Annotated in this window: 23 protein-coding genes; 14 read left to right on the forward strand and 9 right to left on the reverse strand. The window is 62.6% G+C overall.

The genetic code is table 11. From position 1 onward, the window contains the following. Positions 1-2 precede the first annotated feature (2 nt). A complete protein-coding gene (locus tag AFIDRAFT_RS07530) occupies positions 3-572 on the forward strand; it encodes a L,D-transpeptidase family protein (RefSeq protein ID WP_009338560.1) in 570 nt (189 codons plus the stop codon). 71 nt (positions 573-643) lie between these two features. Here AFIDRAFT_RS07530 and AFIDRAFT_RS07535 read toward each other — a convergent pair whose 3' ends face one another. Beyond that, positions 644-1333: a YggS family pyridoxal phosphate-dependent enzyme gene (locus tag AFIDRAFT_RS07535; protein ID WP_009338562.1), complete on the reverse strand. Its 690-nt coding sequence runs from the start codon at positions 1331-1333 to the stop codon at positions 644-646. A gap of 111 nt (positions 1334-1444) precedes the next feature. On the opposite strand from AFIDRAFT_RS07535, the gene AFIDRAFT_RS07540 reads away from it, so the two are divergent. The 5 genes from AFIDRAFT_RS07540 (at position 1445) to AFIDRAFT_RS07560 (ending at position 9269) form a co-directional block, all read left to right on the forward strand. Then, positions 1445-3136: a diguanylate cyclase domain-containing protein gene (locus AFIDRAFT_RS07540; protein WP_009338564.1), complete on the forward strand. Its 1692-nt coding sequence runs from the start codon at positions 1445-1447 to the stop codon at positions 3134-3136. A gap of 105 nt (positions 3137-3241) precedes the next feature. Continuing rightward, positions 3242-5863 (forward strand): leucine--tRNA ligase, encoded by a 2622-nt coding sequence (gene leuS, locus AFIDRAFT_RS07545; RefSeq protein WP_009338566.1) that lies wholly within the window; start codon positions 3242-3244, stop codon positions 5861-5863. After that, positions 5850-6404, forward strand: coding sequence for an LPS assembly lipoprotein LptE (lptE, locus tag AFIDRAFT_RS07550; protein WP_009338569.1), 555 nt, complete (start codon positions 5850-5852; stop codon positions 6402-6404). The genes leuS and lptE overlap by 14 nt, the downstream gene beginning before the upstream one ends. Positions 6405-6413: 9 nt before the next feature. Beyond that, complete coding sequence (gene holA, locus AFIDRAFT_RS07555; protein ID WP_009338571.1) at positions 6414-7442, forward strand: DNA polymerase III subunit delta; 1029 nt, start codon at positions 6414-6416, stop codon at positions 7440-7442. 123 nt (positions 7443-7565) lie between these two features. Next, positions 7566-9269, forward strand: a complete 1704-nt coding sequence (locus AFIDRAFT_RS07560; RefSeq protein ID WP_009338573.1) for a glycosyltransferase family 39 protein — start codon at positions 7566-7568, stop codon at positions 9267-9269. 72 nt (positions 9270-9341) lie between these two features. Here the strand turns inward: AFIDRAFT_RS07560 and AFIDRAFT_RS07565 are convergent, their stop codons facing one another. The 5 genes from AFIDRAFT_RS07565 to mnmE form a co-directional block, all read right to left on the reverse strand. Next, on the reverse strand, positions 9342-10232 hold the full coding sequence (locus tag AFIDRAFT_RS07565; protein ID WP_009338576.1) for a ParB/RepB/Spo0J family partition protein: 891 nt from the start codon (positions 10230-10232) through the stop codon (positions 9342-9344). 172 nt (positions 10233-10404) lie between these two features. Further along, on the reverse strand, positions 10405-11253 hold the full coding sequence (locus AFIDRAFT_RS07570) for a ParA family protein (RefSeq protein WP_009338579.1): 849 nt from the start codon (positions 11251-11253) through the stop codon (positions 10405-10407). Next, positions 11250-11912, reverse strand: coding sequence for a 16S rRNA (guanine(527)-N(7))-methyltransferase RsmG (rsmG, locus tag AFIDRAFT_RS07575; RefSeq protein WP_009338581.1), 663 nt, complete (start codon positions 11910-11912; stop codon positions 11250-11252). The genes AFIDRAFT_RS07570 and rsmG overlap by 4 nt, the downstream gene beginning before the upstream one ends. Before the next feature lie 30 nt (positions 11913-11942). Further along, a complete protein-coding gene (mnmG, locus tag AFIDRAFT_RS07580) occupies positions 11943-13817 on the reverse strand; it encodes a tRNA uridine-5-carboxymethylaminomethyl(34) synthesis enzyme MnmG (protein WP_009338583.1) in 1875 nt (624 codons plus the stop codon). A 183-nt stretch (positions 13818-14000) separates the two neighbouring features. Next, positions 14001-15320: a tRNA uridine-5-carboxymethylaminomethyl(34) synthesis GTPase MnmE gene (gene mnmE / locus AFIDRAFT_RS07585; RefSeq protein WP_009338585.1), complete on the reverse strand. Its 1320-nt coding sequence runs from the start codon at positions 15318-15320 to the stop codon at positions 14001-14003. Positions 15321-15422: 102 nt separating this feature from the next. Here mnmE and AFIDRAFT_RS07590 point away from each other — a divergent pair, with 102 nt between their 5' ends. Further along, positions 15423-17474 carry a thioredoxin domain-containing protein gene (locus AFIDRAFT_RS07590; protein WP_009338587.1) on the forward strand — a complete coding sequence of 684 codons (2052 nt, stop codon included), beginning with the start codon at positions 15423-15425 and terminating at the stop codon, positions 17472-17474. 59 nt (positions 17475-17533) lie between these two features. Here AFIDRAFT_RS07590 and rho read toward each other — a convergent pair whose 3' ends face one another. Then, entirely contained in the window at positions 17534-18799 is a 1266-nt protein-coding gene (gene rho, locus AFIDRAFT_RS07595) for a transcription termination factor Rho (protein ID WP_009338589.1), read from the reverse strand. A 289-nt stretch (positions 18800-19088) separates the two neighbouring features. After that, a complete protein-coding gene (gene hemJ, locus AFIDRAFT_RS07600) occupies positions 19089-19511 on the reverse strand; it encodes a protoporphyrinogen oxidase HemJ (protein WP_009338591.1) in 423 nt (140 codons plus the stop codon). 531 nt (positions 19512-20042) lie between these two features. Here hemJ and AFIDRAFT_RS07605 point away from each other — a divergent pair. Genes AFIDRAFT_RS07605 through dnaQ form a run of 4 tightly spaced genes read left to right on the forward strand, consistent with a single transcriptional unit; the run spans position 20043 to position 22844 of the window. After that, positions 20043-20894 carry a pyruvate, water dikinase regulatory protein gene (locus tag AFIDRAFT_RS07605; protein WP_009338593.1) on the forward strand — a complete coding sequence of 284 codons (852 nt, stop codon included), beginning with the start codon at positions 20043-20045 and terminating at the stop codon, positions 20892-20894. A gap of 20 nt (positions 20895-20914) precedes the next feature. Continuing rightward, the gene (locus tag AFIDRAFT_RS07610; RefSeq protein ID WP_009338595.1) at positions 20915-21523 is read left to right on the forward strand and encodes a Maf family protein; all 609 of its coding nucleotides are present in this window, start codon (positions 20915-20917) and stop codon (positions 21521-21523) included. Positions 21524-21532: 9 nt separating this feature from the next. Continuing rightward, positions 21533-22132, forward strand: a complete 600-nt coding sequence (gene coaE, locus AFIDRAFT_RS07615) for a dephospho-CoA kinase (protein ID WP_009338597.1) — start codon at positions 21533-21535, stop codon at positions 22130-22132. 19 nt (positions 22133-22151) lie between these two features. Continuing rightward, on the forward strand, positions 22152-22844 hold the full coding sequence (gene dnaQ, locus AFIDRAFT_RS07620) for a DNA polymerase III subunit epsilon (RefSeq protein ID WP_009338598.1): 693 nt from the start codon (positions 22152-22154) through the stop codon (positions 22842-22844). A gap of 43 nt (positions 22845-22887) precedes the next feature. Here dnaQ and secB read toward each other — a convergent pair whose 3' ends face one another. Further along, on the reverse strand, positions 22888-23364 hold the full coding sequence (secB, locus tag AFIDRAFT_RS07625) for a protein-export chaperone SecB (RefSeq protein WP_009338600.1): 477 nt from the start codon (positions 23362-23364) through the stop codon (positions 22888-22890). Positions 23365-23628: 264 nt separating this feature from the next. Here secB and AFIDRAFT_RS07630 point away from each other — a divergent pair, with 264 nt between their 5' ends. From AFIDRAFT_RS07630 to AFIDRAFT_RS07640, 3 genes are read left to right on the forward strand one after another with little or no spacing between them, the layout of a single operon-like run. Further along, positions 23629-24333 (forward strand): Tim44/TimA family putative adaptor protein, encoded by a 705-nt coding sequence (locus AFIDRAFT_RS07630; RefSeq protein ID WP_009338602.1) that lies wholly within the window; start codon positions 23629-23631, stop codon positions 24331-24333. Next, positions 24311-25702 carry a murein transglycosylase A gene (gene mltA / locus AFIDRAFT_RS07635; RefSeq protein ID WP_040297895.1) on the forward strand — a complete coding sequence of 464 codons (1392 nt, stop codon included), beginning with the start codon at positions 24311-24313 and terminating at the stop codon, positions 25700-25702. Before AFIDRAFT_RS07630 ends, mltA begins: the two co-directional genes overlap by 23 nt. Then, the gene (locus AFIDRAFT_RS07640) at positions 25699-26301 is read left to right on the forward strand and encodes a Smr/MutS family protein (protein ID WP_009338606.1); all 603 of its coding nucleotides are present in this window, start codon (positions 25699-25701) and stop codon (positions 26299-26301) included. Before mltA ends, AFIDRAFT_RS07640 begins: the two co-directional genes overlap by 4 nt. Positions 26302-26382: the final 81 nt, after the last annotated feature.

A 26382-nucleotide genomic window follows, 5' to 3' on the forward strand; every position in this document is an offset into this window, starting at 1 on the left:
TCATGAGAAGCCGAGCCAATACATACACTTATCAGACAATCCCGCGTGATTGTCCGGTGCGGGAAATTACCATCCGGACGGCGGCCGGGAATCGGCAGCGCGGCTGGCTCCAGCTTGATGGCCGGGCCATTCCGGTGGCGCTCGGGCGCGGCGGCATCCTGACCGACAAGCGCGAGGGGGACGGCGGGACACCGCGCGGGGTGTTTCATCCGGTGCGGCTATGGTGGCGGGCTGACCGGCATGCGCGGCCGCGTACGGCTTTGCCGGTCCGCCGCATCACCACCGTGGACGCCTGGTCGGAAGATCCCGCCGACCGGCACTACAACCAGCCGATCCAGATCAAGGATGGCGAAACGGGCGATCGCTTGAAGCGCGAAGATCATCTCTACGACTTCATTATCGAGATCGACCACAACACCCGGCCACGGATTCCCGGGCGCGGCAGCGCCGTGTTCCTGCATCTGGCGCGCGACAATTTCGCGGCCACCGCCGGATGCGTCGGCATGACGAAACGCGCGATGCTACGACTGCTGACGCGTCTCGGGCCGGAAACGCGAATCGTGATCGATTAAAACCCGTGTCATCCCGCACGATTGAAAAAGATTCCGGGTTCGCTCGCTTTGCTCTCACCTCGGAATGACTTTCACCGGTGTCCGAAAATCGCCGAGCCGACGCGAATGTGGGTCGCACCGAATTGTATCGCCACCGCGAAGTCGGCGCTCATACCCATCGACAACAGTTTCAGGCCATTGCGCTTCGCGATTTTCGCGGTGAGCGCGAAATGCGGCGCAGGCGCTTCATCCACCGGCGGAATGCACATCAGACCGGAAATGGTCAGCCCGTAGCGATCGCGGCAAGCGGCGAGAAAGCTATCCGCCTCCTGCGGGATGACGCCGGCCTTCTGCGACTCCTCGCCAGTATTGATCTGCGCGAACAATAGGGGATTTCGTTCCCGCGATTTGATTTCTTTGCTTAACGCTTCGCAAATGCTCGGGCGGTCCACTGAATGGATCGCATCGAACAGCATCACCGCTTCGCGCGCCTTGTTGGATTGCAAGGGGCCAATCAAGTGCAGCCTGAGACCGGGCGTCGCCGCCATAAGCTCCGGCCATTTCGCTTTCGCTTCCTGCACGCGGTTCTCACCGAACACGCGCTGCCCCGCTGAAATGACGGGAGAAATCGCGGCCGCATCGAATGTCTTGGAGACGGCAATCAATTCCACCGAAGCGCGGTCGCGCCGTGCATCGGCGCAAGCACGCAAAATCTCCTGCTCGACGGACGCAAGGCCCTCTGGTGAATCCGGCGTTACCGAAGATGCTTTATGGTTGGTCATCAGTCCTCGCAAATCCGACGACAAGCAAGAGTTAGCTCAAATTTTATCGGATCGGGGAAACTCTTCTTGAGGCCTTTGCCCCTAGAGTCTTTATCTGGGGCAGGGAAGGTCATGTCGATTACCAGTTTCACCGGCGGCACGTCAAAAATAAAGGCGCTCGTCGGCATTCGTGCGCGCCTGATTTTGTTCGCGCTCATCCTCATCGTACCGATGATGTTCGACCGCGTCCGGCTGCTTGAGGAAAGCCGCCAGCAACAGGTCAAAATCGCCAGCAACGAACTCGCGGAGCTTGCGCGCCACACTGCAGACGCGCAACGCGAAATCATTCTCACCGTACAGGCCGTCCTGAAATCGTCAGCCTTCATCTACGGCTCGGCCCGCTCGCCAGATCGCGCCTGCACCATCCTGCGTGCCAGCATGCGTTCGGACCTGCCCTGGATCAGAAGCATTTCAGTGGTCGGCGATTCGGGGACCGTCTCCTGCTCGACCTCCGATCATATCGTCGGCCTCGATCTGGCTGATCGCAATTATATTATCCGCGCGCGGAGTGCGAACAGCTTCGTAGTCAGCGACTACATCTTCAGTCGCGCCGCCAATCTTCCCACCATCATGGCCGCGCTTCCGGCGGCCAATTCGATAACCGGCGAGCATTCGGTGATGATCGCCGCGATCGATCTGAAATGGATCTCCGAATTGATGAGGCGCCGCACCGAGCGTGCCGGCCTCTCCGCCCTGCTTGTCGGCAATGACGGCGTCGTTCTGGCTGCGTCGCGCCCGCAGGATGCATCCCTGATCGGAAAGCCGCTTCAGGAAAAGAAACTGCTGACGGCGGTGACAAATCACGAGATCGACACCGCAAAGGATTCCGGTTCACTTCTCTTTCAGTCCGAGCACGGAAAGCAGGAAATTACATTCGCCCGCGTCGACGGCACGCAGGCGCGCATGATCGTCTCGATCAACGAAACCGAACTGCTCGGCGATATCGACCGCAGTATCCGCACCGCCTACATGCAGCTTGGGCTTCTGGTGCTGTTCGCCCTCCTCGGCGGCTGGCTCGCGGGCGAACGGCTGATTATCCGTCCGATCAGCATCATCACCAGCCTCGCCGACCGGTTCGGGCAGGGCGACCTGTCCTCGCCGGAATCCGACATGCGGCTGCCGCCTGAATTCCAGCCCCTCGCGCGGTCCTTCGGCCGTATGGCGATGCAGTTGCGCGAGCGCGAACGCGAGCTCGTTGCCACCAATGACCGTCTTCAGGTGATGGCCTCAGTGGATATGATCTCCGGCCTCGCCAACCGTCGCGGATTGCAGAACCGGCTCGAATTCGAATGGAGGAAAGCCGAACAGACCGGTGGTCCGGTGTCGCTCATCATGATCGACGTCGATCATTTCAAGCTGTTCAACGACACCTACGGCCATCTCGAAGGCGACAAGTGCCTGCGCCAGATCGGCGAGGCGCTGGCGGCGATCGCGGGCGAGGTCACGGGCTTCGCCGCGCGCTACGGCGGCGAGGAATTCTGTCTGCTGCTGCCCAAGACCAACGGCATCGCCGCGATGGAAATCGGCGAGCGGGTCCGTGCTGTGGTCGAAGCCCTGAACATTCCGCATAGCATGAGTGCGTTCCAGCAGGTCACCGTCAGTGCGGGCATGGCGGCCGTGGCCCCGGGACAGGCGGCCTCGGTGCAGGACCTGATCGAAGCGGCGGACGCCGCCCTTTATGTCGCCAAGCATCGCGGCCGCAACAATGTGGTCGCCCATGCCCTGATCCGGTCGGACGAAAAGCCGCTGTCGCTGGCAAGCTAGCCCTCCGAACAGTTCCGCGACCCGGTTTGAGGCGGTTTCCTCAACCGCCGAAACCCTTTATGAGATGGTCAGCTTTTCTCCTCCGATCCAGGCCGTCTTATCCTTATGAGCACTGAACGCTACAACGCCCGCGAGGCCGAATCTCGCTGGCAACAGATTTGGGACGAAAAAGGGGTTTTCGCCTCCCGAAACGACGATCTCCGGCCCAAATACTATGTGCTTGAGATGTTTCCCTACCCCTCGGGGCGCATCCACATGGGCCACGTCCGCAACTACACCATGGGCGACGTGGTCGCGCGCTACCGCCGCGCCAAGGGCCACAACGTGCTGCACCCGATGGGCTGGGACGCGTTCGGCATGCCGGCGGAAAACGCCGCGATGCAGAACAAGACCCATCCGGCGAAGTGGACTTACGCCAACATCGCCACGATGAAGAAGCAGCTCAAGTCGATGGGGCTGTCGCTCGACTGGGCGCGCGAAATCGCGACCTGCGATCCGAAATACTACAAGCACCAGCAACGGATGTTTCTCGACTTCCTGAAGGCGGGACTGGTCGAGCGCAAGCAGTCGAAGGTGAACTGGGACCCGGTCGACCAGACCGTGCTCGCCAACGAGCAGGTGATCGACGGCCGCGGGTGGCGTTCTGGCGCGCTCGTCGAACAGCGCGAGCTGACGCAATGGTTCTTCAAGATCAGCGACTATTCCGAGGAATTGCTGAGCGCGCTCGATACGCTCGACCGCTGGCCGGACAAGGTGCGCCTGATGCAGCGCAACTGGATCGGCCGCAGCGAAGGCCTGCTGGTGCGCTTCGCGCTCGATTCCAAAACTGCGCCGAACGGCGAGAGCGAGGTTGAGGTTTTCACCACGCGCCCCGACACGTTGTTCGGTGCGAAGTTTGTGGCGCTGTCGCCGGATCATCCGCTCGCGGCGGAAGCGGCGAAAACCAATCCCGCGCTCGCGGCCTTCATCGAGGAATGCCGCCGCCACGGCACCGCGCAGGCGGAAATCGACACCGCCGAGAAGATGGGCTTCGACACCGGCATTCGCGCGCAGCATCCGTTCGATGCGAACTGGCAGCTGCCGGTCTATGTCGCGAACTTTGTGCTGATGGATTACGGCACCGGCGCGATCTTCGGCTGCCCCGCGCACGATCAGCGCGACCTCGACTTCGTCAACAAATACGGGCTCGGCAATACGCCCGTGGTCTGCCCCGACGGGCAGGACCCGAAGACCTTCGTCATCACCGACACCGCCTATGATGGCGATGGCCGCATGATTAACTCGCGCTTTCTCGACGGCATGACCATCGCGGAAGCGAAGGAGGAAGTGGCGAAGCGGCTGGAGACGGCGACGCTCGGCAATGGTGCCGTCGCCAAGCGCCAGGTGAACTATCGCCTGCGCGATTGGGGCATCTCGCGTCAGCGTTACTGGGGCTGTCCAATCCCGATTATCCATTGCGAGACCTGCGGCGTCTTGCCGGTGCCGATCAAGGATCTGCCGGTAAAGCTGCCTGACGATGTCGAATTCGACCGCCCCGGCAATCCGCTCGACCGCCATCCGACATGGAAGCATGTCGCCTGCCCGCAGTGCGGTGGCAAGGCGCGCCGCGAAACCGACACCATGGACACCTTCGTCGATTCGTCGTGGTACTTCGCGCGCTTCACCGATCCGTGGAACGAGACCGCGCCAACCACGCGCGCGGTCGCCGACAAGATGATGCCGGTCGATCAATATATCGGCGGCATCGAGCACGCGATTTTGCACCTGCTGTATTCCCGCTTCTTTACCCGCGCGATGAAGGCGACCGGCCATGTCGGTATCGACGAGCCGTTCGCCGGCCTGTTCACGCAGGGCATGGTGGTGCACGAGACCTACAAGAAAGCGGATGGTAGCTGGGCTGCGCCGAGCGAAATTGCGATCGAAGGCATGGGCGCTGACCGCCGCGCCACGCTGCTCGACGGCGGCGCGCCGGTCGAGATCGGCTCGATCGAGAAGATGTCGAAGTCGAAGCGCAACACCATCGATCCCGACGACATCATCGGCACCTACGGCGCCGATACCGCGCGCTGGTTCATGCTGTCGGATTCGCCGCCCGACCGCGACGTGATCTGGAGCGAGGAAGGCGTGCAGGGCGCCAACCGCTTCGTGCAGCGGGTATGGCGTCTGGTCAATCTCGCCGCGCCGCATCTGCCGAAAGCATCGGCCGTCCCCAGCGGGAATGGCGACGTCAAACCGTTGCGCGCGAGCGCCCACCGCACGCTAGCCGATGTCTCGCAGGCCATCGAGCGGCTGCGCTTCAATACCGCCATCGCCAAGCTTTATACCTTCGTGGGCACGCTGGCGGAGGCGATCGACGATGCCCGGCTGAAGACCGACCCGGCCTTCGCCGCCGCCGTCCGCGAGGCACTCGACATCCTGATCCGAATGATCTCCCCGATGATGCCGCACCTCGCCGAGCAATGCTGGGAAGCGTTGGGCGGGCACGGGCTCGTCTCCGAGGCTGCCTGGCCGGAAGCCGATCCGGCGCTGCTCGTCGAGGACACCATGACGCTGCCGGTCCAGATCAACGGCAAGAAGCGCGCCGATGTCACGGTCGGCCGAAATGCGCCGAATCCGGAAATTGAGGCTGCCGTTTTGGCCCTCGATGCGGTAAAAACCGCCCTTGCCGGGGCCACCCCCCGCAAGATCATCGTGGTTCCGCAAAGGATCGTGAATGTCGTGGTTTAACGCCCGCATCGCCGCGCGGCTCGCGGCTGTTGCCCTGCTCGGGGCGCTGACCGCCGGTTGTTTCCAACCGATGTATGCGGAACATACCGCCAATGGCGGACCCGGCCTGCGCGAGAAGCTGCAGGAAGTCGAGTTCGTGCCGCTCAACGTCAGCAACGGCTCGCGCGAGGCGCGCATCGGCGTCGCGATCCGCAACGCCATGATGTTCAATGCCTATGGCGCCGCCACCGGCCTGCCGCCGCGCTACAAGCTGACGCTCCGCCTCTCCACGCAGCGGCTGTCGATCATCATCAATCCGAACACAGCGCGGCCCGATGTCGAAAACTACGGCATCGACGCTTATTACGAACTGCGCGATATCGAGACCAACAAACCGCTGGTGAACGGCAACACGACGGCACGCGTCTCCTACGATATTCCCGGCCAGGAGCAGCGGTTCGCCCAACAACGCGCCCAGCGTGACGCCGAGGATCGTGCAGCCAAGGAAATCGCGGACAATATTTCCACGCGCCTTGCCTCGTACTTCTTCTCGAACATGTAACTCGCAGCCGTGACGGCGCTGCGCGGCAAAGAGATCGATTCCTTCCTCGCCCGGCCAGACCCCGCGCGACCCGTGATCCTGCTTTATGGGCCTGACGCGGGCCTCGTGCGCGAGCGCGCCGATGCGCTGCTCGCCTCCGCCGTGGACGATCCCAACGATCCGTTCTCGATGGTGAAGATGGACGGCGACGAGCTCGCCGCCGATCCTTCGCGCCTTGTCGATGAAGCGATGACGGTGCCGCTGTTCGGCGGCCGCCGTGCAATTCGCATTCGCGCGGGCTCTCGCAATTTCGCAAGCGGCATCGACACGCTCGCCGATATGTCGCCGAAGGATTGCCGCATCGTCATCGAGGCAGGCGAATTGCGCCCCGACGCGCCTTTGCGCAAGGCCTGCGAACGCTCCCGCACCGCTGTTGCGATCGCCTGCTATGCCGACACCGAGCGCGACCTCGCCCGCCTGATCGACGAAGAACTGCGGCCGATCGGCGCGACCATCTCGTCCGACGCTCGTGCCGCCCTCGTCGGCCTGCTCGGCGGCGACCGGCAGGCCTCGCGCAACGAAATCCGCAAGCTCGCGCTTTACGCCCATGGCGCCAAGGAAGTGACGCTGGCCGATGTCGCGGCCGTGGTCACTGACGCTTCCGCGCTGGCGCTCGATCCGATCATCGACGGCGCCTTCGCGGGGAAGGCCGCGGTGATGGAAGCGGCCTACACCAAGGCGATCGCGGCAGGCACCTATCCCGGCCAGATCATCGCTTCCGCCCAGCGCCATGCCGCGCAACTGCACAAGGCGCGCCTCGCCCTCGAAGACGGCCGCAGCGAGAGCGATGCGCTCGATGGCGGCTTTCCCAGGTTGCATTTTTCGCGCCGCACACCCGTCGAGGCCGCATTGCGAAATCTTTCCTCCGAGCGGCTGCTGCGGATCATCACGCTTCTGGCTGATGCCGCCCTCGAGATGCGCCGGCAGGCCGACCTCGCGGCCACCATCGGCCAGCGTGCCCTGATGGCGATCGCGGTGAACGCACGCCAGCGGCATTAACCTTTCGTCTGTCACCCTGAAACGAACACATCAAAGGAATTGTCAGGGTTCCCGCGCTGTGATTGGCTGCGCGCGCCTGATTGCAGATCTGCCGGGGATCCCCTTGTCTGCCTGTGTGCATTGATGACCGTTCTCGAAAGGGACCGGCAAGAGAGTGATGGTGCGTTGCTGCGGCGAGCCGATAAATCGCCGAACGCCAAGCCGTCTCTGCCTCGCGTCAACCTGTCCCGCTTCGATCTCGCCACGCTGGCGCTGCTCGCAACACTGTTCGTCCTCGTGGTGATGACCTTCCGCGTCTACGCCGTCACCAACGACGAGTGGGTGCAGCATCATTACGGTGAGCTGATCCTCAATTATTACAAAAGCGGCTTCACCGACCGCGCCCTGTTTCAGTTCGACAATCTCTATCTGTATGGCGGCCTGTTCGACGTCGTCGCGGTGGCGCTGAGCCATGTCGTGCCGCTGGAGGTCTATGACCTGCGCCATCTGATGACGGGATTGTGCGGCATCGGCGGCATTGCTGCGGCGGCCGCCCTTGCGCGGCAAATCGCCGGGCCGCGCGCAGGCTTCCTCGCCGCCTTGCTGCTCGCGACCTGCGGAGCATGGTACGGTACCATGTTCAACCACACCAAGGACATTCCGCTCGCTGCGATGATGACCACGGCGAGCTGGTTCCTGATCCGCACCGCGCGCGATCTGCCGAAGCCCCGCTGGCGCGACGTGATCGGGCTCGGTCTTTTTACCGGGCTCGCGCTCGGCATCAAGGTGCTGGGCCTGTTGCTGATCGGCTATGCCGGCGTGCTGATCCTGACGAGCATCCCGCGCCCGACGACCACCCGCGAGGCCTTCCGCTTCGTCGGCGGCTGTGTGTTACGCTTCCTGCCCGCGCTGCTGATCGCTTATTCCATCATGCTCGCGGCATGGCCCTGGGCCGCCCTGTCGCCGCTCAATCCGGTGCGCGGCCTGTTTCAGTTCGCCGAATTCCACTACCACATCGAGACGTGGCTCGATGGCCAGCGCTACGAGATGGCGACCGCGCCGCGCCTCTACGTGCCGATCTATCTCGCGATCCGCCTTCCGCTGCTGGTGCTCGGCGCCGCCGCACTCTCGCTCGCCTTCGTGATGCTGCCGCAGGCCGTGGCGCGTCTGCTGCCGCAACAGCGGCGGCGCGAAACCGCCATGGTAATCTTCATGGTGCTGTTTCCGCTCGCCTGCCAGGTGATCGGGCACGGCCCGGCCTTCACCGGCATGCGGCATTTCCTGTTCGTGGTGCCCCTGCTCGCGGCGCTGGCCGCCATCGCGCTTGACGCGGTGATCGCTTCGCTGGGACGTAAACATCTCGCTTTGGCCGCAGCCGCCTTTACGCTGGTGGTGGCGAATGCCGGCTGGAACACGCGGCAGCTCTATGAGCTGCATCCTTACGAATATCTCTATTACAACCGGCTGGTTGGCGGCGTGCACGGCGCGGCGCGGCGCTATGTGATGGATTATTGGGTCGAGACGATGCCGGCCTCGGTCGCGCAACTGGCCGCGTTCCTCAACCGCACCGAGGGCAACCGCAAGCCGGTGCCGCCGGTCTACAATGTCGATGTCTGCGGTGACCGTCACGCCTTTGAGCGCGAACTCAGGGTGCAGCATTTGACCCAGCGTCTGCGCTGGACCGACGACTGGGACCACGCCGACTTCTTCATCGCTCCGACCCACGGCAATTGCGACGAGCTTCTCAAGGGCCGGACCATCGCCACCATCGAGCGAGACAACACGCTGATCGGCTTGGTGAAGGACCGCCGCCGCATCACCCGGCCCGCTTTGGTGGAAGCCGAATAATAGCCTCCATTGGAGGCCAACACAGAAAGGCCCGCAAACCGGGCCTTTTCCACTTCCGATATTGAATGCTTCTTAGCCGCCGCTTTCGAGGCGGCGCAAAATCTCGTCCAGCTGGTCGAGGTCGCGATAGGCGATATGCACGCTGCCGCCGGGATTACGGTGATCGACGCTGACCTTGAGCCCGAGCACGTCGCTGATGCGCTTTTCCAGCGCCAGCGTGTCGGCGTCTTTCTTCGCAGCACCTGACGATTTGCCGCGCGCCTTCTGCGCCCCGCGCGAGGGTACGCCCTCCTCATGCGACAGCGCCTCGACCTGACGCACCGACAGGCCCTGCTCGACCGCCTGCTTCGCGGCGGCCGCCGGGTCTTTGGCGTTGATCAGCGCGCGGGCATGGCCGGCCGAGAGCTTGCCTTCCGAGATCAGCGCCTGCACGCTATCCGGCAGCTTCGTGAGCCGCATAGTGTTGGCGACATGGCTGCGGCTCTTGCCGACAAGCTTGGCGATGTCGTCGGCGCTGTGATTGTAGGTGGTGGCGAGGGCGTGATAGCCGAGGGCCTCTTCCATCGCGTTCAGGTCTGAACGCTGTACGTTCTCGATGATCGCGATCTCGAGTGCGGCACTGTCGCTGGCCTCGACGGTGACGATCGGCACCTCATGCAGACCTGCGCGCTGCGAGGCGCGCCAGCGCCGCTCGCCGGCGATGATCTCGAACCGGTCCGTCGCGCCCTTTACCGTGCGCACCACGATGGGCTGGATCACGCCGTGCTGCCTGATCGAAGCCGACAGCTCATCGAGCTCGGCATCGGCAAACGTCCGGCGCGGATTGTTCGGATTGGCCTTGATGAATTCGATCGGCACCTTGCGCGCGGCGCGCGAGGGACGCTCGACATGCGCGGCTTCCCCGCCGACATCGCCGATCAGGCTTGCCAGACCGCGACCCAGTCGCGAACGCTCCTCGGCCATCGCTGCCTCCCTCGGACTCATCTCACGCACTCCTTGCACCGTCATTACGGACAATCCGCACCCTTGCGGATCAATCCGGAATCTCGCGGCGACATCAACGCTTCCAAATTCACTTTCGAGTTTCCGGGTTCGCTCGCGCAGCTCGCGCCCCGGAATGACGTCGCATTGTCGCTCAATGCACCCGCAGCGCGCGCTCGCGCTGGATCACCTCGGTCGCGAGCTTGAGATACGCATCGCTGCCGACGCATTTCAGATCGTAGACCAGCACCGGCTTGCCGTAGGACGGTGCTTCGGAAATGCGCACGTTGCGCGGGATCATGGTGTCGTAGACCTTGTCGCCCATGAACTGCCGCACGTCGGCGACAACCTGATTGGACAAATTGTTGCGCGAGTCGAACATGGTCAACACGATGCCATGGATCGACAGCGTCGGATTCAGCGTTGAGCGTACCTGCTCCACGGTCTGCAGCAACTGCGACAGACCTTCGAGCGCGAAGAACTCGCACTGAAGAGGAACCAGGATCGCGTGCGACGCCGCCATCGCGTTGACGGTGATGAGGTTCAGCGACGGCGGGCAATCGACCAGCACATAGGTGTAGTCGGCTCCCTCAGGCGCATCGGTGTTGAGATCGGAGATCGCATCGCGCAGGCGGAAGGCGCGGTCGCGCGCGGTGCCGAGTTCAAGCTCGAGGCCGGACAGATCCATCGTCGAGGCGGCGATATGCAGGCGAGGAACGGCGGTCGGCACGATGGCCTCGCGGAGCCTCGCTTCGCCGATCAGCACGTCATAGGTCGAGCAGTTGCGGTTGCGGCGATCGATGCCGAGGCCGGTCGAGGCGTTGCCCTGCGGATCGAGATCGACGATCAGCACCCGCTCGCCGATCGCGGCGAGGGCGGTGCCGAGGTTGATCGCGGTCGTGGTCTTGCCGACGCCACCCTTCTGGTTGGCGAGGGCGATGATTCGCGGCTGCCCGGCGCGATCCGATGGCGTGTCCTGAAAAATCCCGTCGATCCCGTTCATCTCGCCCCTCCCGTCGCAGCTATGTTGCGACGCACAATTCCCGTCACCTCGACCACACACCCATCGCCGCCGGTGCGGCTTGGGTGCAAGGCACTTTTAATTGTCCAATATTTAGTGGCTTCAGTCAATTCGCTCTCTACATCTTGACCCTTGAGAAACAAGGCTTTGGCACCGTTCCGGACCAAGGGTTCCGCGAAGCCGAGCAACTGATGTAGCGGGGCCAGCGCCCGTGCGGTGACGCAATCGACAGGGGCGGTGCGGCTATCCACGTAATCCACGATGTCCCTGTGGTGAACTTCACCGGCACCGCCGGTGATTCGCAACGCCTCCCGCAGGAAGGCCGCCTTCTTGGCGTTGCGCTCGACGAGATCGATCCGGGCACCAGGCCGGTCCGCCAGCACGCAGGCCAGCACGATGCCGGGAAAGCCGCCGCCGCTGCCGAGATCGGCGAAGGTTTTGGCGTTGGGAGCAAGATCGAGAAGCTGCAGCGAATCGGCGATGTGCCGGGTCCACAGGGTCGGCAGCGTGGAGGGCGCAACCAGATTGGTCACGGCCTGCCATTGCAGCAGCAGATCGACATAGGCTTCCAGCCGCGCCTGTGTTTCACGTGAAACAGGCATCAAAGCCAGCGCGGCAGCCTTGTCGGCGGGATCGGACATCGGGAGCCTGGCCTTGCTCACGGCAAACCCCTATCCGGCTTTGGCGTCACGCCGATGACGGGACTGCCGCCGCAGATAGGCGGCGAGAATGCCCAGCGCCGCCGGGGTCATCGCCTCGATGCGCGCGGCCTGCCCGATGGTGCGCGGTTGCGCGGTTTGCAGCTTCTGCCTCGCCTCGTTGGATAGCCCCGGCACCTCGGCGTAATCGACGCCAGTCAGGACAAGCGCCTCATCGCGGCGGAAGGCGCTGACATCGGCCGCCTGGCGGGCCAGATACACGTCATATTTCGCATCGATTTCAACATGTTCGGCGATGGCGGGCGGCACTTCGGCCAACTGCGGCCAGATCCGCGCGACATCTGCCCAGCCGATCTCGGGATAGGCCAGCAATTCAAAGGCACTGCGGCGCTGGCCGTCGCGGTTGAGCGAAAGACCATGGCGGATGCCTTCGGTCGGCGTCAGCGAGAGCGACTTCGCGGCGTCCTTGGCGGCGTTGAGCGCCTGCATCTTGGCAGCAAAGCTGGTTTCTCGTCTTGAACCGACGATGCCGAGCGCGATACCGCGCTCCGTCAGGCGGCGGTCGGCATTATCGGCCCGCAATGTCAGGCGATATTCGGCCCGCGAGGTGAACATCCGGTACGGCTCGGTGATGCCGCGCGAGGTCAGGTCGTCGATCATCACCCCGAGATAGCCATCGGCCCGGTCGAACACCGCGCCCTCGCCGCCTCCGGCCATCCGCGCCGCATTCAGGCCCGCAACAAGGCCCTGCGCTCCCGCTTCCTCATAACCCGTGGTGCCGTTAATCTGCCCGGCCAGGAAAAGGCCCGGCACGCGTTTTGTCTCCAGCGTCGGTGCGAGTTCACGTGGATCGACGTGGTCGTATTCGATGGCGTAACCCGGACGGATCATCCGCGTCCGTTCAAGCCCCGGAATCGTCGTCAGAATAGCCTTCTGCACCTCTTCCGGCAGCGAGGTCGAGATTCCGTTCGGATAGACCGTGGAATCCGTAAGCCCCTCAGGCTCCAGGAAAACCTGGTGGCTGTCGCGGTCGCCGAAGCGGACGATCTTGTCCTCGATCGACGGGCAATAACGTGGGCCCGTGCTCTTGATCTGGCCGGAATACATCGGCGAGCGGTGCACATTGGCCCGGATCAGCTCATGGGTCGCTTCCGTGGTGCGGGTGATGCCGCACTCGACCTGCGGGATCGTGATCTTGTCGGTCAGGGTTGAGAACGGCTCGGCCGGATCGTCGCCGGGCTGCCGCTCCACCGCGTCCCAGTCGATGGTCGTGCCGTCGAGCCGCGCCGGGGTGCCGGTCTTCAGCCGCCCGAGCGTAAAGCCGATCCGCTCGAACGACCCCGAAAGCCCCACTGCCGGGGCCTCGTCGATACGCCCAGCCGGCCAGTTCTTTTCGCCGAGGTGGATGATTCCGCGCAAAAACGTGCCGGTGGTGATGACGACCGCCCTGCAGGCGAATTCCCGGCCGTCGGCCAGTTTCAAGCCAGCAATCCGGCCATTCTCCAGCAAAAGCTCGTCCGCCTCACCCTCGATCACTGTGAGATTGGGCGTTTCGCGGATTTCCCCCTGCATCGCAGTCGCATAGAGCGCGCGGTCGATCTGGGCGCGGGGGCCGCGCACCGCCGGACCCTTCCTGCGGTTCAAAACCCTGAACTGGATACCGCCTCTGTCCGCCATCCGCCCCATCAGGCCGTCCAGCGCATCGATTTCCCGGACCAGATGGCCCTTGCCGAGCCCGCCGATCGCCGGATTGCACGACATCGCCCCGATGGTCGCGAAACGATGGGTCAAAAGCGCAGTTTTGGCGCCAAAGCGCGCGGAAGCCGCCGCCGCCTCGCAGCCGGCATGCCCCCCTCCCACCACAATGACGTCGAGTGTCGCGCGCATGGCGCCCTTCTACAGCGAGAGCGGAAAACCGTCCAAAACAATATTGATTTCAGGAGATAGAAGCCTGTTTCACGTGAAACGAGGGTCCGGTTCCATCTGTTTCACGTGAAACAGGGGGCAGTTCCCACTTGTCACGCATGAATCAGCCCCAGGACCTTATATCGTTTCACGTGAAACAACCCTTCATTTACCAATGCAGAACTCCCGAAAGATCGAATCCAGAATCTCCTCGACGTCAACGCGGCCCAAAAGCCGTCCCAGTGCATGAATCGCGATTCGGAGCTCCTCCGCGACGATCTCATCGCCCTCGCCCCCCCGCTGGCCCGCCCGCTCCAACGCCTCGACCGTTTCCGTCAGCAAGGCGCGGTGCCGGGCGCGGCTGACCAGCGCCGCCTCACCGCCGCCGAAAGTATCCCGCGCAAAATCGACCAGCGATCCGACCACCGCATCGACGCCCTGCCCGGTCGCCGCCGAAATAGCAAAGCCGCCCTCGCCCTTGGTTGGCGTTGCCGCCAGGTCGATCTTGTTGCGGACCACCCAAAGCGGCGCACCGTCCGCAAGCGGCGGCGGCGCGTCGTCGCCCGCCTCGCACATCCACAAAACAAGATCGGCAGATTCCGCGCGCGCCCGCGCACGGCGCACGCCTTCCTGCTCAACCGGATCGTTGGTCTCGCGCAGGCCTGCGGTGTCGATCAGCGTCACCGGATAGCCGTCGAGATCGAGATGGACCTCGATCACGTCGCGCGTCGTGCCCGCGTACGGCGAAACAATCGCGGCCTCGCGCCGCGCTAAGCGATTGAGCAGAGTCGATTTCCCCGCGTTCGGCGGACCCGCGATAGCGACCTGCAAGCCTTCGCGCAGGCGTTCACTTTGCGCCGATGCCGCAAGTATTTCTTGAATTTCACTTTTCAGCGCAGCAACACGTTGCATGGCTGGCGCCATCAACTCCGCCGACACATCGCCTTCGTCGGAGAAATCGATGCCCGCTTCAACGAGCGCCATCGCCTCGATGATCTGCTTGCGCCAGGTCTGCGCGCGATGGCCAAGCAGTCCTTGCAGATGACGCAACGCCTGCCGCCGCTGCCGGTCGGTGTCGGCGTGAATGAGATCATCGAGGCCTTCGGCTTCGGTCAGATCGAGCTTGCCGTTCTCGAATGCGCGGCGCGTGAACTCGCCGGGCTCCGCCGGACGCAAGCCTTCGATTTTTCCCAGTGCCGCGAACAGCGCCGCGATCACAGCGCGGCCGCCATGCAACTGGAATTCGGCGACGTCTTCGCCGGTCGCGCTGTGAGGCGCGGGAAACCACAGCGCGACGGCCTGATCAATCGGCCCGGTCTCGGGCGAGGTCAGGGTCGTGAGGGTCGCCGTGCGCGGCCGGGGCAGGCGGCCGCACAAACTCTCAAGTGTCGCCGCAGCACGCGGACCCGACACGCGGACGATGGCGATGGCCGAGGGCGGACGGCCCGAGGCCAGCGCGTAAATGGTTGGTAGTTGGAACGGCATGGCTTATTTGTTCGACAGGGCGGAGGAGGGCAACCAAAAACCGCGTTTCGAGGGGTTTCGCCGTATTGCTGCGGCGCAACATATTGCTGAGGGAGCCGCAGCATGAGTGATGTTGCATTGCACACAAACCGTTTGGCCGGTGAAACCAGCCCTTATCTGCTTCAGCACCAGCACAACCCTGTCGATTGGTGGCCATGGGGGCCAGAAGCCCTGGCCGAGGCCCAGAGGACCGGCAAACCCATCCTGCTCTCCGTCGGCTACGCTGCCTGCCATTGGTGCCACGTCATGGCGCATGAGAGCTTCGAGGACGAAACCACCGCGGCGGTGATGAACGAGCTGTTCGTCCCGATCAAGGTCGACCGCGAGGAACGGCCCGACATCGACCAGATCTACATGAACGCGCTGCATCTGTTGGGCGAGCAGGGCGGCTGGCCGCTGACGATGTTTCTCACACCCGATGGCGCACCGGTGTGGGGCGGAACTTATTTTCCGAAAACCGCGCAATATGGCCGCGCTGCTTTCGTTGAGGTCTTGCGCGAACTCGCCCGGATTTTCCGCGACGAGCCCGACAAGATCGCCGCCAACAAGGCCGCGATCGAAAAAAGCCTGAGCCAGCGCAGCAGCGCCGATGCCGCGTCCATCGGCCTCAACGAACTCGACAACGCCGCGGGATCGATCGCGCGTGCAACCGACCCGACCAATGGCGGGCTGCGCGGCGCACCGAAATTTCCGCAATGTTCGATGCTCGAATTTCTCTGGCGTGCCGGGGCGCGCACCGGCGACGAGCGCTATTTCATCACCACCAATCTCGCTCTCACGCAGATGAGCCAGGGCGGCATCTACGATCATCTTGGCGGCGGCTATGCACGCTATTCGGTCGATGCGCGCTGGCTGGTGCCGCATTTCGAGAAGATGCTGTACGACAACGCGCAGATCCTCGACATGCTGGCGCTGGAGCACGCGCGCGCGCCCAATGAACTTTATCGCCAGCGCGCCGAAGAGACCGTCGGCTGGCTCAAGCGCGAGATGCTGACGAAAGAGGGCGGCTTCGCATCCTCGCTCGACGCCGACAGCGAAGGCGAGGAAGGAAAATTCTACGTCTGGTCACAGGCGGACATCGCGCATCTGCTGGGCCCGGATGACGCGACATTCTTCGCCGCGAAATACGGCGTCAGCGCCGAGGGCAATTTCGAGGGCCACAACATTCTCAATCGGCTCGATGACGGAAGCGAGACCGCGACGGAAGCCGAACAATTGGCCGCGTTGCGTGCGATCCTGTTCCGTGCGCGCGAGAAGCGCGTCCACCCCGGCCTCGACGACAAGGTGCTGGCCGACTGGAACGGACTAACCATCGCCGCGCTGGCGCACGCCGCCAACGCCTTCAATCGGCCCGACTGGCTGACGCTGGCCACGACCGCGTTCGGGTTCGTCACCACCACCATGAGCCGGCGCGATCGTCTCGGTCACTCATGGCGCGCGGGAAAATTGCTGCAGCCGGCATTGGCATCCGACCACGCGGCGATGATCCGCGCCGCACTGGCGTTGTATGAAGCCACCGGCGACCATCTGTTTCTCGATCAGGCGATCCTGTGGCAGGCCGATCTCGACACACACTATGGCGACCCGCAGCATGGCGGTTATTTTCTCACCTCGGACGATGCGGAGGGTTTGATCCTGCGTCCGCATTCCACCGTGGACGACGCCATCCCCAACCACGTTGGCCTCACCGCGCAGAATCTCGCGCGCCTCGCCGTGCTCACCGGGGATGAGCGCTGGCGGCGACAACTCGACATGTTGTTCAAGCACATGCTGCCGGTCGCGGCCGCCAACATGTTCGGGCACTTGTCGCTGCTCAATGCGCTCGATCTGTATCTCGCAGGCAGCGAGATCGTGGTGACAGGACAGGGGGAGGGCGTTGAGGCGCTCTTAAAAGCCGCGCGCGCCTTGCCGCATGCCACCACCATCGTCCTGCGTGTGCCCGATCCCGCAAAGCTGCCGCCGCATCATCCGGCAGCCGACAAGGTTGCGCCGGGCGGCGGCGCTGCCTTTGTCTGCCGTGGACAAACCTGCTCCCTGCCAGTGACGGAGCCGGATGCATTGACCGCGCTCGTTCTTCGCGAGGACGCGTCTTCCGCAAATCGTCGTCTGCAATAATCCAAAAACAAAAGGCCCGGCGCGAGGCCGGGCCTTGAGAGCGAACAGCCAGATGCTGTTCAGGTGTTCATTGAATCGAAGAACTCTGCGTTGTTCTTGGTCGAGCGCAGTTTGTCGAGCAGGAACTCGATTGCATCCATCGTGCCCATCGGGTTGAGGATACGCCGCAGCACGTACATCTTCTTGAGAAGCTGCGGATCAGTGATGAGCTCTTCCTTGCGCGTGCCGGAGCGCGCGATGTCGATCGCCGGGAAGGTACGCTTGTCGGACACCTTGCGGTCGAGGATAAGCTCGGAGTTGCCGGTGCCCTTGAACTCTTCAAAAATCACTTCGTCCATACGGCTGCCGGTATCGACCAGCGCGGTCGCGATGATGGTCAGCGAGCCGCCTTCCTCGATGTTACGCGCGGCGCCGAAGAAGCGCTTCGGCCGCTGCAGCGCGTTGGCATCCACACCGCCGGTCAACACCTTGCCGGATGACGGCACCACCGTGTTGTAGGCACGGCCCAGACGCGTGATGGAATCAAGAAGGATCACCACGTCGCGGCCATGTTCCACCAGACGCTTGGCCTTCTCGATCACCATTTCGGCGACCTGAACGTGACGCACCGCCGGTTCGTCGAAGGTCGATGACACAACCTCACCCTTCACCGAGCGCTGCATATCTGTGACTTCTTCCGGACGCTCGTCGATCAGAAGCACGATCAGGTAGCATTCCGGGTGGTTGGTGGTGATGGCGTGGGCGATGTTCTGCATCAGCACCGTTTTGCCGGTGCGCGGCGGCGCCACTATCAGCGCGCGCTGGCCCTTGCCGATGGGGGCGACGATGTCGATCACGCGCGGCGACAGATCCTTGCGGGTCGGATCGTCAAGCTCGAGCTTGAATCGCTCGTCCGGGAACAGCGGCGTCAAATTGTCGAAATTGACCTTGTGCTTGGACTTTTCTGGGTCTTCGAAATTGAGGGTGTTGACTTTGAGCAGCGCGAAGTAGCGTTCACCTTCCTTCGGCGAGCGAATCTGGCCCTCGATGGTGTCGCCGGTACGCAGGCCGAAACGACGGATCTGCGATGGCGAGACATAGATGTCGTCCGGGCCGGGCAGATAGTTGGCGTCGGAGGACCGAAGGAAACCGAAGCCGTCGGAGAGAATTTCGACGACGCCTTCGCCGATGATGTCGGTTTCCTGGCTCGCCAGCAGCTTGAGAATGGCGAACATCAGCTCCTGCTTGCGCATTGTGCTGGCGTTTTCGACCCCAAGTTCTTCGGCGAACGAGACGAGTTCAGCCGGCGTCTTGGCCTTGAGGTCCTGAAGTTTCATTTCCCGCATGGGAGTATCCTGATGAAGAAGTAGAGAGAAGAAGGGGGTTTTCGCCTGCGAAATGCGAAAGGAAAGGTCTCGGTTAGCGCAGGGCCTGTCTGAAAGACTTGGGCTGAGAAAGGTGCCGGGCGGCTTCGAGCTTGATGTGGCGGCCGGCGAGAACCGGAGCGCGTCACATCCGCCTGCGTTCGGAAGGATGGGACGAATATAGAAAATCAGTCCCCGCCGCGCAAGAACATCCTTGAGGCAACAGAGCCACGGATTTGCGCAGGATGAAGGCGAAAAGGCGGAGAAAACCTTAAAATGGCTTCACCACCACTAGAATGACGATAGCAATCATCAAGGCGGCCGGCACTTCGTTGATTATCCGGAAATATCTGGCGCTGCGCGTATTGCGGTCGGCGGCGAAATCCTTCACCCGGCGCACCAGAATGCCGTGGATCGCCGACATCACGATGACGAGAGCGAATTTAACCTGAAACCATCCCGACATGTACCAGCTCCCTTGCCAGACCAGCCATAATCCAGCGAGCCAGGTGACCACCATCGCGGGGTTGATGATGATCTTTAGAAGCCGCCACTCCATGACCTTGAAGGTTTCGGACTGCTTCGAGCCGATCTCGGCAGCACAATGATAGACCATCAGCCGGGGCAGATAGAGCATCCCGGCCATCCAGGAAATCACCGCAAGGATATGCAGCGCCTTGATCCACTCATACATCGGGACAGCCTTCGTCGGGAGAGCAGGGTTTGATATCGCCAAAAATCCGATGCCCTGCAACCGCTCATCGTGATTTTCCAGGATGATCCCATCGCAAGACCGTTACGGAGGGAGCCGCAAAACAGCTCTTTCCGTATCCACCCCTTCCTCTATCAATCTTTTAGATTCTTAAGGTTTGAGTCTGCGTAACAGTGGATTGCGACGGTTCAAAACCGTCCCGTGTTTCTTGGTCTGTTTTCAACACCCGCAAATATTATCCCCGATTCCAGCGTTATCGGTAGCGGTTGATAAAACAGTATTCATCGCAAGGCTTTGCGAGATTATTCCAACCGCATTGTTCGAGACAAATCCACATAACCCCGTTACACTTTTTCAGGCCGGCCGGTTACATCCCGAAAACAGTGGTGTGAACAACCGGCAGGGTTTTACGCAGGCCCTCTCGGGTGACCAACCAACAGGCCGATCTGCCCACACGGATTCACAGCAATGCACAGAGCGAAAACCGCGAACAGGGTGGGGGCCTGAAACACGATGCCGGCGACCGCCAATAATTATTTTCATCTTCATATGATCTCGGACTCCACCGGCGAGACGATCATCATGGTGGCGCGTGCGGTGGCTGCTCAATATTCCAACGTCACGCCGGTGGAGCATGTCTACCCCTTGGTGCGCAGCCAGAAGCAGCTCGACCGTGTGCTCGCCGAGATCGAGGAAGCGCCGGGCATCGTGCTGTTTACGCTCCTGGAAAAGGATCTGGTGGAGCGGCTGGAAGCCAAGTGCAAGGAAATCAACATTCCAAGCTTGTCCATCATCGGGCCGGTGATGGAATTGTTCCGCGCCTACCTTGGACGCGAAACGTCCCAGCGCGTCGGCGCGCAGCACATGCTCAATGCGGATTATTTCAAGCGCATCGACGCCTTGAACTACACCATGATGCATGATGACGGACAGCACGTCGAAGGCCTGGAGGAGGCCGATGTCGTGCTGGTTGGCGTGTCGCGCACGTCGAAGACGCCGACCTCGATCTATCTCGCCAACCGCGGTATCCGCACGGCCAATGTGCCGCTGGTGCCCGGCATTCCGATTCCGCCGCAGCTCGAGACGCTGGTAAAGCCGCTGGTGGTCAGTCTGCACGCCACGCCGGAGCGGCTGGTGCAGGTCCGGCAGAACCGACTGCTCGGCATGGGCGCGGCGGGCGGCCTCGGCCGGATCGGCGAGGATGCCTATGTCGAGCGTCAGTCGGTGGCAGAGGAGGTTGCGTTCGCACGCAAGCTCAGCGCCAAATACGATTGGCCGCTGCTCGATGTCACCCGCCGCTCCATCGAAGAGACGGCCGCCGCGGTGATGAAGCTTCACGCCGACCGGCAGCGTCAGCGCATATAAGACATGAGTGCACGTAAGATATGGCGGACAATCCATCATCCCGGCTGATCCTCGCCTCGCAGAGTGCCGCGCGACAGGCCTTGTTGCGCCGCGCGAAAGTCGAATTCGAGGCGCTGCCCGCGAACATCGATGAGCGCGCAATCGAGCAATCGTCCCGACTTGCCGATGCGCCCGCCGTTGCCGCATTGCTTGCAAGAGAAAAGGCGCTCCATATCAGCCGCGCGAATCCTGGCGCTTACGTGATCGGAGCCGATCAGACGCTGGCGCTTGGGTCACAGATTTTTGCCAAGGCCGAAGATCGGGCGCAGGCGCGCGCGCAGTTGAAATCCATGTGCAGCCGCACGCACGATCTGCATTCGGCGGTGGCTGTCGCGAAAGGCGATCAGATCCTGTTCGAATCCATCTCGACCGCGCGCATGACCATGCGGCCCCTGAGCGATGCGCAGGTGGAAGCCTATCTCGATCTTGCGGGCGAAGCGGTCACCGCCAGCGTCGGCGGCTATCAGCTTGAGGGTGCAGGCGTGCATCTATTCGAGCGGATCGAAGGCGATTACTTCACCATCCTCGGCCTGCCGCTGCTGCCATTGCTCGGTTTTCTGCGCGGGCTTGGCCTCGCGCCGCTGCCCTGAGGTTCACCGATGTTCGTGCTCGGATTGACCGGATCGATCGGAATGGGCAAGTCCACCACGGCGCAGTTGTTCACTGAGCTGGGCGTGCCAGTCTATGACGCGGATGCGACCGTGCATCGCCTGTATGAACGTGAAGCAGTTGCGGCGATCGAACAGGCTTTTCCAGGCACGACGGGGGCAGGCGGTGTCGATCGCGAGAAACTGTCGGCGTATGTTGTCGGCAACGCACCGGCGATGAAACAGCTCGAATCGATCGTGCATCCGATGCTGCGCGCGCACGAAAAAGAGTTCCTGACCGGTGCAGAACAGGCCGGCGCGCCGGTTGCGGTGCTGGATATTCCGCTGCTGTTCGAGACCGGTGCCGAAAATCGCGTCGATGCGGTGCTGGTCGTGAGCGCGCCGGAAGAGGTGCAGCATGCGCGCATTCTTGCGCGGCCGAACATGACGGCTGCCAAGCTCGAGACGATTCTAGCACGGCAGATGCACGATGCCGACAAGCGGGCGCGTGCGGATTTTGTGGTGGATACGTCGAACGGGCTTGAGTCCGCGCGCGAACAAATCCGCCATGTGCTTGCGAAAGTCGCTACCATGCCGCGACGGCGTTCCTGATTCCAAGAGATATTGAGAGATGCGCGAAATCGTTCTCGATACCGAAACCACCGGCCTCGATGCGCTGCGCGGCGACCGGCTGGTCGAGATCGGCTGTGTCGAGATGTTCAACCACATGCCGACCGGGCAGACCTATCACGTCTACATCAATCCCGAGCGCGACATGCCGCAGGAAGCTTTTGCGGTGCATGGCCTGTCCTCCGAGTTTTTGTCGGACAAGCCGTTGTTCGCCGCCGTGGCGGAAGACTTTCTGACTTTTATCGGCGACGCGCCGCTCATCATTCACAACGCGTCATTCGATATCGGTTTCATCAACATGGAACTGGAGCGCGTCAAGCGCGCGGCCATTCCGCGTGAGCGTCTGGTCGATACGCTCCTGCTGGCGCGCCGCAAGCATCCCGGCGTCTCCAACAGGCTCGATGATCTTTGCTCGCGCTATGCGATCGACAATTCGCGGCGCACCAAGCACGGCGCGTTGCTCGACGCCGAACTGCTTGCCGAAGTCTATATCGATCTGATCGGCGCGCGGCAGTCCTCGCTCATTCTCGCGGAAACGCGAACCACATCGATCCGCGTGGTCGAGGTCGAACGGCGTGTTCGTGAGGTACCGCTGCCGCCGCGCATGACGCCGGAAGAGATCGAAGCGCATCGCGCCTTCGTTGCCACGCTGGGCGATAATCCGATCTGGCGGGAATTTTCCGACGCGGAATAAAAAAGCGGGCCATGTGGCCCGCTTTTCTTCAGCCTGGTTAGGCTTAGTTCGGTTTGGCCTGCTCGGCCTGCCGCGCCATGTTCTGGCGATAGAGGCCGACGAAATCCACCGGATCGAGCATCAGAGGCGGGAAACCGCCATTGCGGGTTGCGGTCGCGACGATTTCGCGGGCGAACGGGAACAAAAGCCGGGGGCATTCGATCATTACAAACGGATGCAGGCTGTCCTGCGGCACGTTCTCGATCCGGAACACGCCGGCATAGGCCAGCTCGAATGCGAACAGCACCTTGTCGCCATTCATGGCCTTGCCTTCGATGGCGAGCAGAACCTCGAAATCGGTGCCGCCGAGATTGGTGGCGCCGACATTGATCTGAATCGAGATTTCCGGCTGCTTGTCCTGCTGCGACAATGATGCAGGTGCATTCGGATTCTCGAAGGAGAGATCCTTGATATATTGCGTCAGAACGCCAAGCTGCGGAGGACCGGCGGCCTCGGCCGGAGCGGCATTGGTGTCAGTCATCGATCTCTCCTGCAATCTCGTTTGGGAAGCTGGTTTGGGCGCAGTGGCTATCATAGGGCTGCCGCTCTCGACAAGGACGGCTGTCCGAATCAGGGCCAAAAGCTTGGCTGGGAGCAAGGGATTGGGCTAGAATCGCAACAATTACCGCAATCGGGAGCCGGACGGCCGCCACGTTAAGGGTTTAAGACACGGTGGCGCGGCTATCTTTCGTGCTTACATAACCCCGTACCGGACGGGAACACGCCAGATCGGAAGTGACGTAACGTGGACATTTACACCATCATCTTTTTGGCCTTGGCCGTCTTTATTTTCCTGCGGCTGCGCAACGTTCTTGGACAGCGCACCGGCAGCGAGCGGCCGCCTTATGATCGCGTGACGCGCGATGTCGCACCGACGGGCAACGACAATAATGTGGTCCGCATGCCCGGCACCGCCGTCGATCAAGCGACCCTGGCACCTTCCGCCGATCCGGTTTCGCCCCGCGAGCGCTGGAAGGGCATCGCCGCTCCCGATTCGGAGCTGGCCAGCGGCCTCGATCAGGTTGCCGCCGCCGATCCGTCCTTCAATGCGCAACATTTCATTTCCGGCGCAAAAAGCGCCTATGAGATGATCGTGCTGGCCTTCGCCAATGGCGACCGCCGCACGCTGAAGGACCTGCTGTCCTCCGATGTCTATGATGGGTTTGAAGCCGTCATCAAGGGCCGCGAACAGCAGGGTGAAAAGGTCGAGACCAAGTTTGCTTCGATCGACAAGGCCGAACTCGTCAGCGCCGGCGTCCGGGACAAGCTCGCGCACCTCACCGTTCGGTTTGTTTCGCAGATGATCACCGCCACGCGCGACAAGGACGGTGCGGTCATCGATGGCAACCCTGAAAAACTCACCGATGTCACCGATGTCTGGACGTTCTCACGTGACGTTTCCTCCCGCGATCCGAATTGGAAGCTGGTTGGAACGGAAAGCGGACACTGACGGACGCTTCCCTTACGGCTCCGCCGCGGCACTGGTATTCGCGGCGGCGGTTCTGACATGCAGCGCGGTCGCGGATGCCCGCAGCCACCGTCGCGCTTCCCGGCCAGAGGTCGAGGCCACGCACCATGTGCGACTGCGGCCCGAAAACATCCACTGGCCGCTTGCCATTCCGGGCGTGCAATATAGTCCCGTCGCCTGGAGCGATCTGCGCGGCTGGGCGGATGACGACCAGTTCAAGGCGTTCAAGACATTCAAGGCAAGCTGCGCGCCTGTCCTCGCGCGCAAGACGAAGAAGCCGGAAGATATCCCCGACAAATTTCTGGGCGATGCGCTGCGCGAGCCTTGCCTTGCCGCACGCGGAGCGAAGGCTCATGATGCCGCATCCGCGCGCGCATTTTTCGAGGAGCAGTTCGCGCCGGTGACGATCTCGCGTCTTGGCGAGGATGCAGGCTTCGTCACCGGCTATTACGAACCCATCGTCGAAGGCTCGCGTACCAAGACCGATGTCTACGCGGTGCCGGTCTATCGCCGTCCCTCGAATCTGTTCGTGCGCGGATACAGTCAGGCCTCGCCGAGCCTGCCAAACAAGGGCGATGTGTTCCGCAAGATCGGCCGCCGCAAGCTGGTGCCGTATTATGACCGCGCCCAGATCGAGGATGGCGCGATTGCTGGCCGCGGGCTGGAGATCGTTTGGCTGAAGAGCCAGACCGATCTTCTGTTCATCCAGATTCAGGGCTCGGCCCGGATCAAGTTGCCGGATGGTTCGATGGTGCGGATCAATTACGATTCGCATAATGGTTTTCCCTATACGCCGATCGGGCGCGTGCTGATCGAGCGCAACATCATTCCCAAAGACCAGATGTCGATGCAGCGCATCCGTGAATACATGGAGCAGAATCCCGGCGCGGCGGATGAATTGCGGCGGCAGAACCGCTCCTACATTTTTTTCCACGAAGTGCCGCTGAAGGCGGATGATGAGGCGATCGGCGCGCAGGGCGTACCGCTGACGGCAGGCCGCTCGATTGCGGTCGACAAGGCGCTGCATGTCTATGGCACGCCGTTCTTCATCGACGGCGATCTGCCGATCGAAAGCGACACCTCGAATACGCCGTTCCGCCGGCTGATGATCGCGCAGGATACCGGCTCGGCGATTGTCGGCCCCGCGCGCGCCGATCTCTATTTCGGCGCGGGCACGGAGGCGGGCAAGATCGCGGGTCGCATCAAGAACGCGGCGCGTTTCACCATCCTGTTGCCGAAGTCTCTGGACCCGGTCGCGCACGGCAGAACCGTGCCGCTGCCGGATGCCCGCCCGGCCGAGGAGAAGCCCAGGCCCAAACGGCGCGTCCGCCGCCAGGCGGACAACTCATGAAGCGCTCTCGCCCGCCGGACTTGTCGCCACCGCCCTCGCGCCGCCGCCGCGCTCTCGATTCCGAAGAGCGCGAATTGTGGGAGACGGTGACAAAACAGATCAAGCCGCTGCGCCGGCCGCCCAAAGTCGAAAAGTCCGAGAGTAGTGCGCAGGGCGAAGAAGACGCCGTCACAAAAGAAGTCGCGGGTCGCCCGTCAGGGCCTGCTGCTTCACCGAAACAAACCACAGTCGCGCCTCGGCCGAAGAATTCACCGCCGCCGCTGGCTCCGTTCGGCCGCCGCGAGCGATCGCATCTCGCGCGTGGCCGCAAGGAAATCGAGGCGCGGCTCGATCTGCACGGTATGACGCAAGCGCGCGCGCATCGCGCGCTGATTGCGTTTCTGTCGCGCGCCAGCGAGGATGGGCTGACCTTCGTGCTCGTGATTACCGGCAAGGGCCGCAGCGGCGCGCTTGATTCCGAGCGCGGCGTGTTGCGGCGTCAGGTGCCGGAATGGCTGGGCCTGCCGGAATTCCGCAGTCTCGTCGTCGGCTTTGAAGAAGCCTCCATCGGCCATGGCGGCGCAGGCGCGCTCTATGTCCGGTTGCGGCGGGCAAGGTAGGCTGCCAACGCAGGCGTCATTCCGGACATCCCGCGGAGCGGGATGATCCGGAACTTTGTATTGTTCGGGAGAGATTCCGGG

The organism is Afipia sp. 1NLS2 (assembly GCF_000178995.1).
Classification (GTDB): domain Bacteria; phylum Pseudomonadota; class Alphaproteobacteria; order Rhizobiales; family Xanthobacteraceae; genus Afipia.

Bases quoted from the DNA above. Each gene is read 5' to 3' on its own strand.
- AFIDRAFT_RS07530 (WP_009338560.1), top strand. From the start codon at position 3: ATGAGAAGCCGAGCCAATACATACACTTATCAGACAATCCCGCGTGAT.
- AFIDRAFT_RS07535 (WP_009338562.1), bottom strand. From the start codon at position 1,333: ATGACCAACCATAAAGCATCTTCGGTAACGCCGGATTCACCAGAGGGC.
- AFIDRAFT_RS07540 (WP_009338564.1), top strand. From the start codon at position 1,445: ATGTCGATTACCAGTTTCACCGGCGGCACGTCAAAAATAAAGGCGCTC.
- leuS (WP_009338566.1), top strand. From the start codon at position 3,242: ATGAGCACTGAACGCTACAACGCCCGCGAGGCCGAATCTCGCTGGCAA.
- lptE (WP_009338569.1), top strand. From the start codon at position 5,850: ATGTCGTGGTTTAACGCCCGCATCGCCGCGCGGCTCGCGGCTGTTGCC.
- AFIDRAFT_RS07560 (WP_009338573.1), top strand. From the start codon at position 7,566: ATGACCGTTCTCGAAAGGGACCGGCAAGAGAGTGATGGTGCGTTGCTG.
- AFIDRAFT_RS07565 (WP_009338576.1), bottom strand. From the start codon at position 10,232: ATGGCCGAGGAGCGTTCGCGACTGGGTCGCGGTCTGGCAAGCCTGATC.
- AFIDRAFT_RS07570 (WP_009338579.1), bottom strand. From the start codon at position 11,253: ATGAACGGGATCGACGGGATTTTTCAGGACACGCCATCGGATCGCGCC.
- rsmG (WP_009338581.1), bottom strand. From the start codon at position 11,912: ATGTCCGATCCCGCCGACAAGGCTGCCGCGCTGGCTTTGATGCCTGTT.
- mnmG (WP_009338583.1), bottom strand. From the start codon at position 13,817: ATGCGCGCGACACTCGACGTCATTGTGGTGGGAGGGGGGCATGCCGGC.
- mnmE (WP_009338585.1), bottom strand. From the start codon at position 15,320: ATGCCGTTCCAACTACCAACCATTTACGCGCTGGCCTCGGGCCGTCCG.
- AFIDRAFT_RS07590 (WP_009338587.1), top strand. From the start codon at position 15,423: ATGAGTGATGTTGCATTGCACACAAACCGTTTGGCCGGTGAAACCAGC.
- rho (WP_009338589.1), bottom strand. From the start codon at position 18,799: ATGCGGGAAATGAAACTTCAGGACCTCAAGGCCAAGACGCCGGCTGAA.
- hemJ (WP_009338591.1), bottom strand. From the start codon at position 19,511: ATGTATGAGTGGATCAAGGCGCTGCATATCCTTGCGGTGATTTCCTGG.
- AFIDRAFT_RS07605 (WP_009338593.1), top strand. From the start codon at position 20,043: ATGCCGGCGACCGCCAATAATTATTTTCATCTTCATATGATCTCGGAC.
- AFIDRAFT_RS07610 (WP_009338595.1), top strand. From the start codon at position 20,915: ATGGCGGACAATCCATCATCCCGGCTGATCCTCGCCTCGCAGAGTGCC.
- coaE (WP_009338597.1), top strand. From the start codon at position 21,533: ATGTTCGTGCTCGGATTGACCGGATCGATCGGAATGGGCAAGTCCACC.
- dnaQ (WP_009338598.1), top strand. From the start codon at position 22,152: ATGCGCGAAATCGTTCTCGATACCGAAACCACCGGCCTCGATGCGCTG.
- secB (WP_009338600.1), bottom strand. From the start codon at position 23,364: ATGACTGACACCAATGCCGCTCCGGCCGAGGCCGCCGGTCCTCCGCAG.
- AFIDRAFT_RS07640 (WP_009338606.1), top strand. From the start codon at position 25,699: ATGAAGCGCTCTCGCCCGCCGGACTTGTCGCCACCGCCCTCGCGCCGC.